This window comes from Myroides sp. WP-1 (assembly GCF_014145635.1).
In the GTDB taxonomy this organism is placed as follows: domain Bacteria; phylum Bacteroidota; class Bacteroidia; order Flavobacteriales; family Flavobacteriaceae; genus Flavobacterium.
Genome location: NZ_JACHTC010000006.1, coordinates 24,740 through 39,356 on the forward strand (window position 1 = coordinate 24,740; position 14,617 = coordinate 39,356).

12 protein-coding genes are annotated in these 14,617 nt (G+C 35.6%); 1 reads left to right on the forward strand and 11 read right to left on the reverse strand.

The features are described from left to right. Positions 1-9 precede the first annotated feature (9 nt). Genes H4K33_RS07770 through tssO form a run of 10 tightly spaced genes read right to left on the reverse strand, consistent with a single transcriptional unit; the run spans position 10 to position 12,306 of the window. Positions 10-1,161 carry a hypothetical protein gene (locus tag H4K33_RS07770; RefSeq protein ID WP_182647893.1) on the reverse strand — a complete coding sequence of 384 codons (1,152 nt, stop codon included), beginning with the start codon at positions 1,159-1,161 and terminating at the stop codon, positions 10-12. A gap of 5 nt (positions 1,162-1,166) precedes the next feature. Further along, on the reverse strand, positions 1,167-2,057 hold the full coding sequence (locus H4K33_RS07775; protein ID WP_182647894.1) for a TssN family type VI secretion system protein: 891 nt from the start codon (positions 2,055-2,057) through the stop codon (positions 1,167-1,169). Positions 2,058-2,075: 18 nt separating this feature from the next. Then, on the reverse strand, positions 2,076-3,014 hold the full coding sequence (locus tag H4K33_RS07780; protein WP_182647895.1) for a type VI secretion system baseplate subunit TssG: 939 nt from the start codon (positions 3,012-3,014) through the stop codon (positions 2,076-2,078). A gap of 3 nt (positions 3,015-3,017) precedes the next feature. Continuing rightward, a complete protein-coding gene (locus tag H4K33_RS07785) occupies positions 3,018-4,913 on the reverse strand; it encodes a type VI secretion system baseplate subunit TssF (RefSeq protein ID WP_182647896.1) in 1,896 nt (631 codons plus the stop codon). A gap of 10 nt (positions 4,914-4,923) precedes the next feature. Next, on the reverse strand, positions 4,924-5,364 hold the full coding sequence (locus tag H4K33_RS07790) for a GPW/gp25 family protein (protein WP_255493610.1): 441 nt from the start codon (positions 5,362-5,364) through the stop codon (positions 4,924-4,926). A 2-nt stretch (positions 5,365-5,366) separates the two neighbouring features. Next, positions 5,367-7,862, reverse strand: coding sequence for an ATP-dependent Clp protease ATP-binding subunit (locus H4K33_RS07795; RefSeq protein WP_182647897.1), 2,496 nt, complete (start codon positions 7,860-7,862; stop codon positions 5,367-5,369). Between the two features lie 14 nt (positions 7,863-7,876). Further along, complete coding sequence (tssR, locus tag H4K33_RS07800) at positions 7,877-10,357, reverse strand: type VI secretion system protein TssR (RefSeq protein ID WP_182647898.1); 2,481 nt, start codon at positions 10,355-10,357, stop codon at positions 7,877-7,879. 9 nt (positions 10,358-10,366) lie between these two features. Then, entirely contained in the window at positions 10,367-11,266 is a 900-nt protein-coding gene (locus H4K33_RS07805; protein ID WP_182647899.1) for a PKD domain-containing protein, read from the reverse strand. Positions 11,267-11,271: 5 nt separating this feature from the next. Beyond that, positions 11,272-11,796: a type VI secretion system transmembrane protein TssO gene (locus tag H4K33_RS07810; protein WP_182647900.1), complete on the reverse strand. Its 525-nt coding sequence runs from the start codon at positions 11,794-11,796 to the stop codon at positions 11,272-11,274. 6 nt (positions 11,797-11,802) lie between these two features. Beyond that, on the reverse strand, positions 11,803-12,306 hold the full coding sequence (gene tssO / locus H4K33_RS07815) for a type VI secretion system TssO (protein WP_182647901.1): 504 nt from the start codon (positions 12,304-12,306) through the stop codon (positions 11,803-11,805). Positions 12,307-12,396: 90 nt separating this feature from the next. On the opposite strand from tssO, the gene H4K33_RS07820 reads away from it, so the two are divergent. Next, positions 12,397-13,047, forward strand: a complete 651-nt coding sequence (locus tag H4K33_RS07820) for a response regulator transcription factor (RefSeq protein ID WP_182647902.1) — start codon at positions 12,397-12,399, stop codon at positions 13,045-13,047. Between the two features lie 210 nt (positions 13,048-13,257). On the opposite strand, the gene sufD is transcribed toward H4K33_RS07820, so the two are convergent. Next, entirely contained in the window at positions 13,258-14,577 is a 1,320-nt protein-coding gene (sufD, locus tag H4K33_RS07825) for a Fe-S cluster assembly protein SufD (RefSeq protein WP_182647903.1), read from the reverse strand. Between the last annotated feature and the right edge of the window lie 40 nt (positions 14,578-14,617).

Sequence of the window (14,617 nt, forward strand, 5' to 3'; positions counted from 1 at the left end):
ACTCCATTTTTAATCTAATACACTCCACCCGCGATTGCCTTTAGATGGTGGAGCGATTTCTACTTCATTAACGATGATATTTTCTTTGCGTTGCCCGATATAATCAAGTTCACTTAGTTTCAAAAATATTTTCTCTAAACTTGTCAATAAGACTTGAATATCATGTAAATGTGCAGCGCAATTCACATGTTCATAGTTGATCTCTGCAACAGTTGATACCTGATTTAAAAAAGTATGAGGAGCTATATCGCTCCATTCTCCGATATAATTGAGCATTTCTTCCACATCTTCTGGTGCTAATGTTTGAATAATCAGATGCAAGTGAATGGCCCATTTCGAAAAAACCTCAACCATATAAACTGGTGATACATAAGGGATAATATTTCTAAATTGATAGTATGCACCACCTATTTCATCGATCAATACCTGGCAGAGCGCCTTAACACCATCACCTATCTTGGTATTTTGTTTTTCGTTCTTGTTTTTTTGAATGATTTTCACGGCATACTTTTGCAAAAGTGCTATCGTTCCAGTCATCGTATCGTGGAATTGAAGTAAAAGTGGATGACTAATTACACTGGTACAAGGAGGAATAAAATTTGCGTCAACCTCTAGTGTTCCCCCTTGCATGTAAACCTTTCCAAGCATAATAAAATTTCCTCCTTCTCTCATTCCAATAGGATCAAAAGATTCAACCGAGATAAGTTCTAAATGGTAACTAGATTTTGTAAAGGGATATCGAGGAGGTGTTTCTTCTAAATCAAGTACACCATGGGGAACCTTGTTAAATGGATTAACTGAAATCACAACATAATAGGCGAATGAATGTTGTTGTAATTCTTCTCCAACCTGAGGCATTAACGCTTTTAAACTCATGCGAAAATCGGTCAGTTCGATTTGAAATCCCAAAGGTGTTATAGCACTACAATGTTTAATAATCACTTCGAGATCTCCGGTTAAAGAACCCAAAATAGAAAACAAAGATTGTTCTCTCTTTTGAGTTTCTATGGGAAGTAGCCCATAATTAAATACATTACAAAAAGCAGCGCGTACTTCTCTTAATCCGTCAAGAATAAAATTGGTATGTGCATCGAAGTGTTTTTTCGAAATTTTCATGCCGTCAACCCAATTTACGGCATCATAGGGAGGGTGATTTATCATAAATCTTAATTTGTGTTTTGTTTATTTTCAACTACTCTTTTACATACAATGATATCGTGCTCTTTTATCTTATTTTGGGTGCTATCCTGTTCAAAATCGATGTATCTTCGAAAGTGGAAAAAAGATCGTTTCACATAAAATACCCAGTTATAATAAATGCCTTCTTCATTGTTTAACTCAATCCTACTAGTTCCATTTTTAAAGTTATAATCCTCTAAGACTTTCTGAAACCAGTCACCAAAAGAGATCCCTTCAGTGAGCATTTTTGCTTTAATTCTAAACTGATTCCCATCGCCAACCTTTTTTGTCAACTCTACGGTAACCACTTTTAATTTATTTAGATCAAAACCATCGAAATCAATTACTTGTCGACTAGTTTCATAACTCCAAGTTTTGTAGATGCTGAATGGAATATTTAAAAATTGTATGTAGCTATAGTAAAAAAGCAACGGAATCAAATAGGAAATACTACAACTAGCAGACAGGAGGGCATATCCTTTGAAAGGGCTGAGCCAATCGAAGAGATAGGTAAATAAATACACCCCTAATAACAGGGTAAAAAGGGTCAATAGCAGTTCAAACGTCACAGACAACCCAAAAGGAACATCTTGCTTTTTAAATCGTCGAACTAATTGTTTTAGATGAATCCATCCAAACAAAAAGTATACTATACTTCCCACTAAATACCAAAAGGGATTAAACGCAATTCCCGTAAATCCCAACAACCCAGGCAAAGCCAAGATACATCCGCTAATCAACAGGTAAAAAAGGAGCTCTTTTGTTTTGATAAAGGCCATTTTCTTCTTTAGAAAAACCAAGGGAAAAAGAAGTAAAACGAGTATTGTTGGTATAATTAAATGGCTTACGAAAAAAACTTTTATAAATTCTATATACATAACTATTGTTGTTGTTTTTTACAAATAGGTAGAATACCCAAGCAAACTATTGTTCTTATTTTGTAAGAGGAATGATTCTTCTTTTCTGTGTGTTATAAAGGTTTCTATAACGGCAACAGTAACAGGTAAGCAGTAATCGTAAATGGTCTGCAACAGTTTTCTCAACGGACTTCCGTCAAGGTACATGTGTAAATGATCATAGGAGATAGGACCAATTTCAACGTGCCAATTTTTTTCTCCATCAAAGTGCTCACCGGTCAAAACACTATTTATTCCCAAACACATTGCATCCAAAACCAAAGTCGAAGAAAAATGTTCCGACACCGTAATTTTGTTAGGAACAAAGCCAATAGAGACAGGTACTTCTAAGCAGGCACTTAGACACTTTTCTATCCAGTCTTTCTTTCCTCTTGCTGCGTGTAAATGGGGCAGTAAACAAGCAAATATTTTGGCATTTTTTTCATCTAATAGTTTCAATAGAGGCCATAGTTCTTCGATCATTTTAAAAAGCGCATCATCTTTGTCATACTTGTCAAAACTAAAGGCGAGATCTAAGGCCTTTAGGTGACAGAAATACACTTCTAGTTCAAATGGTTGAAAAAAGGCTCGAGCTTTTTGTTCAACGCGTTTTTCATATCGAATTTGTTCGACTACATCAGAAATATTCTCGCGTGAACTTCTATAAGAAGGAGCGTGAAATATCCCTTCGGGCAAATAATCGTAAATACCTTCTCGAAAACTTTCTACACTGATGATTCGATCTTTCACATCAATATACTCCGTTTTAATCCGCTTTAAATCTTTGCTAAAACTTCTATTATTTCCTCCTAATCGCTTTAAAAAAACACCGTCTATATCTCTGTAATTCTTCCAAATATGATAGGCTATAACTTCTGTTTTATAATCCGTATACAGGCTGTTAAAGTCCTGAAGATAGAGTTGGTTAAAATCATTCATACACTACATCTCCTCCTTGAAAATTTCACCTTTAAACTCCACCAAATAATCAACCCCATCAATTGCTCTATTTGTAATTTGCTCTTGCAAACTACGCGCGTAATCGATCCAATATTGACTACTCCATTCTTCGTAATTATCAACGACTATTACAATATTAACTGTGTGAATAAAACCTTCTTTAGGGTTATCGCCTACCTTAATTCCTCTAGAAACCAAAACCTCCTGACAATGGTCTTGTAGAACCATTTTGCAGTAATTTTTAATATCTTCTTTGCAAATTATCTTGTCCCTAGTTGTTAATGCATATTTATATGCCTGAATCGCATCTGTTCCCGTTTTTTCTTGATCTCCGCCTTTTGTGGTACTCAGCAATATAAGATGGCGGTTAACATTAGTAAACACTTTATTTTGCTGGATAAGTTGTGTTCCCTTCCGAATGGTATTGGCCAGCGAACAATGCGTAACCCAATAAGATGCCTTGACATACTCTGTTTTTTCGAGGGGTTCAACAATAATATAGTGAACATCTCGGGCCACACTATTATCAACTGTCTTGACTTTTTGATTCAGCTCACGCATTTGATACACCATTTTACGCAGTGTTTCAATGACCTTGTCTCGATCTAAAATACTGAAGGCAGATACCTCATCTCGTGTTAATTCAAGAACATGTGCGATTAAATCAATGGCATTTCGCTCACTAAAGCGTTCCATCCCGCCCTTGCGTACCGCATACAGTCCTTGTGTTAAGCTATTGGACTCGGAAAAAGGTATTTCGCTATAAAGTCTCGAATGACTATCAACCACTTTGTGCGTATATAAAAACTCTTCCCCTATTTGGGTCACTAGTGGAATCGTATTACCCATGATATCCAAACTCGATTCATTTTGTTTCCATCCTCTATTGTACACGGGAAAAGCGTTGAGGTAAAACGAAAATCCTTCTATTATTTCTCGTGTATATTGTGGAGGAAAATCAAATTGAATCCACAACAATTGTTGTCCGGCGATTGACTCTCGAATCTGGCTATTTTCGTTTAAAAAAGCGATCTCTTGAGGTAAAACATCCAATTCTAAGTCTGCTATTTTTCTTTTAAACCCGCTTATTTCAATAAATTTACCAGCATAAATGCTCTTGATGTTTTCTTGTATCCGATTTTCAATAGAGTATTCTTCAAAAGTCGCTTCATATCCTTCTTTACTGCTGGTAACCGGATATGTCAACCCCCTGCTAACTTGCAAAGGACTCCCTTTGTACGACATTGAAACAAAAGGCAACAGCTTATACACAAACTCAAGGCTATCATAGGCTGGGTTATCACAGTACAAACTAAATCTTTCTGGTGTGTTTTCTGAGTCATATGCACTAAGATCAAAGGCTAAAAACAACTGATTTCTAGCTGTTGATTGGTTGACTTTTACTGTTGGTATACTGTTGTAAAAATTGTCATTTTCCCAGATCATATTACCAATAATCTTGTACTTCACCGTCGCATTAATCAGCTTCACTTGATCCACTGCTGTAAAGGGAATATCCAAATTAAGATCTGCCACCGTTTTCACGTTGGAAGTAAATATCTTCTTTGTGAAAAATTCTTGATGGTTTAGCAAAACTTCTTGTGCTTGTAAAGGATTTGTCATCGCTATAGCATGCGCAGGTCTTGGATAGGTATAAATACTTGGGGTTAGCAACTTCGCCAGTTTTTCTAAAATACTCCCTTTAATATTCTCAATATCGTTGTTTACCTTAAATATCTCCGTACTAAATGCATCGACTAACAAGGTAACAAAGGGATCTAACGCCTGAGGATTAGTAACACCCCATAGCTTCGTTGCATTTTGAAGTATTCTTGATCTAATTCCTTCCTTAGCATAATTGTTTATGGTCTTTTTCATCGTTATTGTATTAATCAATAGACATTGGACTCAAATAGATATGTGTACTAAACGTAAAAAGCTCCCCTAGCTCTGTCAGTTCAGCGTTGATTCCTATTTTTGCTTTTTTCCTAATTTCAACAAGGTCCTTTGTTCCATACGTATGCTCGACATATTCGATTCGAACTTGAATTTGCGCGAAACGTATTCGAGGTTCATATTTTTGAATTTGCTCTTGCAAACTCTCTTCAAAAACACGTTCCCAATCTACCGCTGTTACTGCATTATCAAATTCTAAATCCCATACTGCATTGCCGTAATCTGGGTTAAATCTATTTTCTCCTTTTCTCGTTAACACCAATAGCATCACATGCTGCGCAATACTCTCCGCCAAACTACACGTTGGTACATGAAGCCCTTCCACCATTGCATATTCTGGATTAAAAGGAAATTTTAAAAACGTATAGTGCATCTTTAGGATTCTTTACTTACATGAAAAACAACCTGATCATCTTGCCAATCAACCGCTATTTTTTGTCCTGCAACTACTTGTTCACTAACGAGCATTTTAGAAATAGGCCGTGCAATTTCTTGCCGAATTACACCGCTTATTTGCCTTGCACCATACTGGCTGTTAAATCCTGAAATCGCCAACCTATTCTTTGCTAAATCAGAAATTTCAAAGGCAATATTCAATCGGTTGAACGCGGTGATTAATCCTTGTAATTGCAGCGTAAAAATCTGCTGTGCCATATCAGAAGTAATAGGCGAAAAAGGAACAATCTCCGTAATTCTCGCTAGGAATTCAGGTCTAAAATGACCTTTCATCAGCTCCATCAGTTCTTTGGAGCTTGGTATGCGTTGTTCCGCAAAAGCATGACTTATATTTTCACTTGCGATATTGGAGGTAAATAAGATCAATGCGTTGCTAAAATCGCCTTCTTTGCCTAGTTTATCGTGTATTCTACCTTCGTCCATCAATTGTAGGAATACGTCAAAAACAGAAGGGTGTGCTTTTTCGATTTCATCAAACAATACTACCGCATATGGTTGTTGTCGAATTTTATTGACCAACATTCCCCCTTCTTCGTAACCGACATATCCCGGAGGAGCTCCATACAATAGTGCGGCAGCGTGTTCTTCTTTAAACTCAGACATATCAAAGCGAATCATTGCCTTTTCGTCGTTGAAGAGCAAAGATGCAATGGCTTTTGCAAGTTCTGTTTTTCCTGTTCCTGTAGGTCCCAAAAAGAAAAAAGAGCCAATAGGTTGCCCAGGTTTATTTAACCCACTTCGACTTTCTACGATTGCATCAGAAACTACTTTTAGGGCGTGTTGCTGACCAACCACACGTTTGCCTAATAATCGCTCCATAGCCAATAACTTTTCTTTTTCTTGCGCTTGTATTTTACCTAGTGGAATTCCCGTTTTAGCGGCCATTACAGCAGCTAACTCTAAACTGGATATCCTTGTTACCTTTTGCTTGGTATTCTCAACTAATTCGACATATATTGCCTCTATAACCTGATGTAAACTTTCACTAGACATACTAGCATCCAATACAGGCTGTTCTTGTAATAATCCCCATAAAATTGGGCTTATCTTATTTTGCAATTGATTGTAAAGCCAAACCATTTCAGTTGCTTTTGCATGGTCATCGACAAAAACTTCTGTCTGACAACAATCGTAATCTATCTTCCAAGACGCAAGTTCCTTGATTGATCGTTCATCCAAAAGTCCAATTGCAGACATGGTGCGATCCAACAAGTCAAAAGCCGCATCTGGCAATTTTTGATCTTTAGCATATCGCTTTGCTAAGGCTACACAAGTAGGTAATGCTTCCTTTTCTACTTGAATACGGTGGTGATCTTCATAAAACTCAACGAGATTTTCCAACATTTTGATACATGTTTGATCGTCGGGTTCAACAACCTCTACTCGTTCAAATCTCCTGCTAAAAGCGAGTTCTGGCTCAATGAGTTTTCGATACTCCTCCACTGTGGTAGATCCAATCATGATCAGTTCTCCCCTAGCTAAATCGGGTTTGAGCAAATTCGCTATACCTCCAAGATTCGCCTTCTGATCTACTAATAAGTGAATTTCATCTACAAACAAAATTGTGCGTCCAAGTGCTTTACTTGCTGTTAACACTTTTTTCAATCGATCTTCAATTTCACCTTTGTAACTCGTTCCTGCCACAAGTAAACTCAAATCCAATTGATAAAATTTACTTTCTCTCAACATGGAAGGTACTTGACCTTGACTCAATTGCATGGCAAAACCTTCAACTAAGGTAGTCTTACCCACACCAGGTTCACCCACTAACATAACATTAGACTTGGATTTTCTACCTAAAATTTCTACTAGCGTTCGCATCTCTTTTTCACGACCAACAATCTTACTAACCTCGTCAATTTTTGCTTTTTCAAGTAAATCAATGCAGTATTTGGTTAATGCTTCTCCACAACGATTATGTCCTTTATCTTCACTGTAAAAACTAGTCTCAAGTGCTTGTGAATTGCCGTAAAAGTGTTGGTTATCTTTTGATTGAAATGCAGCAAATAATTCTGATTCACGCAAAGGCAATGACTTGAGTTGCTCCATATTGAATACAACATTGGGTTTTACAACGCTAGCCAAAAGACACAAAGGCGTAATCTCTGCTAAACCTAGTTTGCATCTAACATCATCTGCACTTTCCCACAGCGTATGAAGATCGCTTTCTTCTCTTATCTCTTCCACAAGTTGTGTTGTCTTGGGGTACGCTTCTATGCGTACCTCTGCCCATTCATAAAAATAGGATGGATCTTTTCCCAGGCTCAGTAAAAAATCGTGTAAATCAATATTCTTATGCATCAACGCTTGTAAAATATGAGCGCCTGTATACGTTGAATTATAATTTTCTCTCGCAATTGATTTAGCAATGTGAATCACTTCTTGCAGTAATTCATTTGATAATAATACATTCATATTCATATATGTGTTTAGGGCATTCCTCTTTTAACTCGTTCAAGATATTCTCTTGCGTGTTTTGCGCTACTTTCACTTCTAATATCTTGAATTTCCGTTTTTTCTAATTCTATCGGAAAACCATCAAAGGATTGTTCTTGTGTTTTCTTGCTACTAAAATCTAAAGCAGGAATAAAAGCCTGATTAAACCAATAGAAACTCGATTGATGTTGTTGCAAGTGAACGTTTTGATCTCCTTTGTGTTCGTTGATTTTTTCTGCCTTTATTTTAAAATTTATAAAAAAGTCTTTCAATATTTTTTGGTTCATAACCCTTTCTTTTTTCCAACTCTTTAAGGGTAAATGGGATAGTGAATCAATTGTTGTTTGATACAATCCTGTTTTTTGAAAAAAACTGATAAACAACGGGTTATTATATAAAAACGTTTTAGGTAATTTGATAGGAGGAAGTAGATTCTCTCTAGTCGCTTTAACATAGTTTCGAATCATATTCTTATTACTCAAATTCTTAGTTTTAAATACATGGTCATACACACTGATATAGTAATTGCGCAATTGTTCAACCTCTTCTTCATTTAAAAGCACGCCATATTCCAACTGGTCATAGTCTTCAATTTCTTCTTTTTTGAGTATACCAGGATGTAAAAAAGTGTATGGATAATTCACCAACTGCTGAGCGAGATTTGTGGGAACATAGGTTTGCTCTTGCTGAAACAAGGGGAGATAAGCAGATTTAATTTTCGTGCGTCCTACACCTAATCTACTTTGAAATGCTGCTGTTAGCGTACTGTCGATTTTTTGATTATCTAAAGCGATATCATGCATCATTCTTTCAAAGGTAGTTTGCAGAAGTAAAGGTTTATTCTCCTCGCCTTTTTTCGGAAAAATAACAGCCCCTTGATGCATACTTTGCTTGGGATACTCCAATTGATACAGTCCTTGATCACCTTGAGATAAATCAAATGAATTTCCTTCCACTACATCTTGATTGAAAATCAGACGCTGTTTTTTATAAGGTACTAATTGATCCGCAGACGCTTTGATAATCTCTTCTCCAAATAGCACAAAATCATTGTATCTATCATTATAATTAGCGTTAACCTGATAAAAAATCAACCGCCCATGAGCCGCTACTATTTGCTGTATTATCTCTGTTTTTTGTTCTTGATCTTGGGTACTGATGTCTTGTCCTAGAATCACGATAAGATTGTTGTACTTACAATCTAAAAGTTGGCTCACATCTTCCATACAATCGACTAAACTGACAAGAGGTTCTGCTGAAGCATGCATTTGTAAAGGATCTGAAAAAGTCTTGTTCCAAGCATCAAAATCACATCTATACTGGTCATAGAAGGACTTATTGACCTTATTGACGCGATAAAAGAGTGTAGAATAAGTTACTTCATCAAAATAGGTAGGCGGATTTATTCCTTGAAACATTGCTTTTAGCAACGGCAAATGTGCTTTGCTCTCGTTTGATCCATCCACGATAAAAATTAAATTCAACTTCTTATTATTCTTAACAATGGATTGATAAACAGGTTGTGTGAGCGGTTTTCCAGTTACGTTGTACACTAGATTTTCACTGTAATCCAGCTGATGATCAAAATAGCGAAGATCAAAGTGATCCGTTTTTTTATGGTAAAACAAAGGAAAAATAGATCCTATATCCTGTTTATCTATTCGGGAAGAAGAACTAATGGGAGTAAAAAACCCTGGGAGTTGTCCTTGTGTTTCAACTCCAATTTGTGGAGCATTAATCTCAGCAGTGGATTTCATTCGCAAGGCTGTTCGTTCCCCCCAAATACCCAACATACGAGTATCTATCCAGCCATATGGCTTACTCTCAGGATTATCCACTTCAATTCTCGATTGACCTCCTATGAGAACTCTTTTCTTATCGGCCGTATACTTGTAAAGGTAAACGATGGAACTCATGGGCAATTTAAAAGCTGTTTTATGAAGAAGACTGGGATCTGTATACACCAAAATCGAATCGTTTTCGATAAACCTTTCACTGTCTGCAATAACTGATTTATCGTGTATGCCCAAGACCCCTTTTATACTGAAACCATTGTATTCATTCGAAAGTGATGCTGTCCATAACAAAACATCTTTTTCGTTGATCCATCCTATGGGTTGAGCGAGTTCTTTATCTAGCTTATAATCAACAATACTCCCTGTTTCGTATTTCGCTATTTTTAATCGTCCATCTTTTTTCTTTAAGACGACTAAAGGCTCTAAAAACTGACTTTTTTTATCTGCTGAAACCGCTTTAGAAGAAGCATAAACAGGCATGTCATTCTGAGCAGAAAAAACAATCCAAGGCTTTGCATAAGCGGGATGACCAGAAAGGAAACCCTGTATATTATCCGTATAAACCACACTTATTTTAGGTGTCTTCTGAACCGTTACTTTCTTTATACCACACCCCCAAAGAGAAGTTCCCAAGAGAAGAATCCCTCCCCATAATCTGTATTTACTATTCTCTATCATGTTTATTTACTAATTTTGAACAATAGCAACCTTACTAACACACTTTAGCTGTTCATCAAAGCCTACTTTAACTGATTGAATAACTGCTTTGCGATCAAATCTCAACCCCATACAGTAGTAGTAGAAAGAATTACGCTTATCTGTATTCACAGTAACAGGAGCATTTTCATTTCTACATAAATATTTATTCACCAAATAATTGTAGTGCCCATTAAAATCTTCTCCAAGAGCAATTTTCTGCAAGCGTTCTTTAAAATCTAGGTCTACAGCTTTATAAGTATCATCTACATTCAATTCATCAACTAAATTTTTGAATGAGGGGAGAATTCTAATCTTATGAATCACAGGATAAGCCGTTTCATCGGTGTAGAGAAAAACTTCATAATCTCCAGCTTCTTTATATTCATAGATAACGAAAGGGTCTTTTGCATCGATACTACCTGACTCGCCAAACTTCCAACTAAACATAGTGGCCTTTTCAGTTACCGCACGAAAAACGATATTTTCGAACTGCATTGCTTCTGAAGGTGCATCGATCTCAGTAAAATAGTCGCCATAATCCACCTTGTTGTTTTGTTTTACTTCAACAGAATAATGCTGTGTATACTCGTCATTGACGGTATAAGTTACTTGGTAAAATCCTGGTTTTTTATACTGATGATACCCTTGACTAGCCAATGAAAAATTGCCATCGCCAAACGTCCATTTTTTCACTGCATTTGTAGGTGTATTTTCCCGAAAACACAAAGTATCTCCAACTTGTAATACTGAAGGGTACACCGAGATATCAACCCCCGACACATAGTAATAGAACTTCTTTTGAAAAAAGTAGATTCCAAAAAAAATTGCTAATAGTATGACACCGAGAAAAAGAATAATTCTATCGCTATTTTTTCTTTCGTACTTCATCTTTTCTACCTAGGTGATTGCATATTTTTGCGCTGATTCAATTGCTGCTCTTTATCCTTAAACCCAATCGAGCATTCCTCAAACTGCTTGGAAAATTGCAGTGTATTTTCTGTCTTTTTTGCGGCAATTTTCTTGTCTTCAAAAAACATTTGATAGAAGTAGCTAATTTGCATGTAGGCCTCTTTACGCGGATCGTAAATTGCTGTATTCGCAAAAGAATTGGCAACTGCATTGATACTCGTTATCACGTCATTTTCCACCTGTGGTTGTGGACTTGTATCATTGAGTATATTGATTTTATGAAAAGCTGATTCTACTAAGGGTTCGACAAGTTTTTGCTGCTTGTTAAACTTGTTATTTTGCTCTAATAACTGACTATCCAATAAAGCCGATTGTGAAAAAGGAGAACGATAGTTCCTCAAACAAATTACCCCAAGCAATGCTTGAGAAAGAACTAACATCCCTAATAAATAGAGAAACTGATACATTTTTTCACCTCGAGAAAGCGTTTGAAATTTATTTTGTGACATGATGTATTATTTACGATTAGGATCTTCCATTAACTCAGTGTAGACATTTTTGAACCGATACATACACTCATTTAGATCCTTCAGTGCTAAATTCTCCTTGTTGCTAATCTGTATCAATTGAGTCTTTAACATCAGTATACTATCTAGTTGAGTAAGCAACATAGCATAACAATTAAAATTATCTGAATTTTCTTTGTTAACTAGATTTTTTATCTCTTCAATTTCTTTAGAAATATACTGTTCTAAGAAGTGATCATTCCCCACTTTACCCGTATTAAGTAAACGCATATGATAGTATAGAGTATCTACTTTATTCTTCAAGACATACTGTTGATTGAGTACATTTTTATAGAGCAAAATGTCTCTTTCAACTTGCTTATACTGTCGATCTGAACTTTCAAAAAAGAAATAAACGCCCAAAAAACATACTAACATCAATAATATGAAATTCGCAACAAAATAAACAGAATGCAAGTAAATTTTATTAATATTTTCATTTTTCAAAGACATAAAATAAGTAATTATAAATTTTTAATGAGAAAAATATATTTGCTTCAAAAATAATACTAATTTTACATTATCCTAATCAAAAAAATAAAAATGCCTATTCTCCTTTCCATATGTGAGTCAGATTTACACTTCAAAAATCTCTTATTTGATTATATACAACGCACATGTACCTACGATATAGTTGACCATTATTCCAATGGTTTTGAGCTGATTAATCGACTATATTTCAAACAGAATAATTTTCTATTAATTGATGTTTTCACCCCAATTATGACGGGTATAGAAGCCATTAAAATTTTGAGAAATAAAAATAATAGTACCCCTATAATAGCCTATTCACAAGTTTATCAAGAAGACGTAGATCATCTACTTTCTCAATATGATCAAATCTATTATTGTCAGAAAAACAGTAGTTTAATTTTCGGTTTATTGTCCGAATTACAAAAGGGTAATATTTCTTTTCACCAAGAGCAAATCACGCAGTGGAAAAGAACTAAAATGGAAACAGAGGAGCGTTTTAACTCACAACAAAGGGCTATTTACAACCCTTCGCCTTTAGAGTTGCAAATAATTAATCATGCTTGTCGAGGATTGACAAACAAAGAAATCGGTGAACAAGTATACCTCAGCGGAAGAACGATAGAAGCACACATCAAGAAATTAACAGAAAAATTCCGAGTTAAAAATAAGATTCAACTAATCACGTATTGTGTAGAACAAAACTTACACACATACAAATAAGTGCTGCTGGAAGATCTTATCGGTAGTACGTGTTGCTTAGCGCTCTTTTCTGGCTTTTTACATGCGATTTAAGGCACTAAATATTGTTTTAAATACCAGAAGCTTATCTACACTATTTCGTCGATTTAAAAAGAATTTAAAAACAAAAAGGGTAATTAACTTTTCAGTTAATTACCCTTTTATCGTATATGTTATATAAACGAATACCGCTTAAATATCAAATCCCATAGATACACCTAATTTTGTAGCAATTAACTTCGCTACTTTCCCTTTTAATTCAGGGATTTTTACAGACTCCATAACTTCATCTGTGAAGGCATACATTAACAAAGCCTTAGCTTCGCGTTGTGGAATACCACGTTGACGCATGTAAAACATTGCTTCTTCATCTAATTGACCAATAGTACAACCATGTGAACAGCGAACGTCATCAGCGAAAATTTCAAGTTGAGGTTTTGTATATACCTGTGCTTTATCGCTCAATAAAATATTATTGCTTTGTTGGAATCCGTCTGTTTTTTGTGCGATTTTATCTACGTAAATCTTACCGTTGAATACACCAACTGAATTGTCATCATACAATCCTTTATAGTTTTGGTGACTCTCACAGTTTGGGCTATCATGAGAAACCAACGTGTAGTGATCTACGTGTTGTTTTCCTCCAATCAAAGTAATTCCCTTCATCGTACTATCAATGCGCTCTCCATCTTGATAAAAATTCAAGTTATTACGCGTCAATTTACCTCCAAAAGAGAACGTATGTACTGCTACTCTACTCTCTTGTTTTTGTTTGATGAATGTGTTGTCAATCAAAGTTCCTGTATCCAAATCATTTTGTAATTTGTAGAAATCTACGATTGCGCGTTTATGTCCAAAAATTTCAGTAACCGAGTTAGTGAATACACTGCATTCATCCAAACTCTGATGGCGTTCTAAAATTTGAACATGTGCATTTTCTCCAACAATGATCAAATTACGCGGTTGAACCAATAAAGCTTGCTCACCTGATGTTGACAAATAAATGATTTCAATTGGTTTTGAAACCACTTTACTCTTAGGGACATTGATAAATGCTCCTTCAACAGCGTATGCGGTATTTAAAGCGGTAAGACTATCGTTTTTATCCGTGATTGTATTGTAATACGTATCAATCATCATCTTGTACTTTGGCTTAGTCAAAGCAGACGACATCAAACATACATCAAGTCCATCATGTGTTGTTGAGGACAAATGTGAGCTAAAGATACCATTGATAAATACCAATTTATACGTATCAGAATCGCTCAAAAAGTACTGTTTTACATCTTTATACTCAACAGCAACTTCCTTTTTAGGCACCACACAAAAGTCATTCTTTAAAATTGAATTCAAAGAAGTGTATTTCCACGCTTCTTCTTTTTTTGTTGGGAAGCCTTTATCTTCAAATGTCTTTAACCCTTCTACGCGAATATTGTGAAGTGAATCGTGTTCTCCTCTCAATTGTTGTTCGAAAGCGACAAAAGACGTTATTAATTTATCTTTAAGTTCCATATTCCTTATTTACCTATTAGACTAAAATGACTGTATTCTG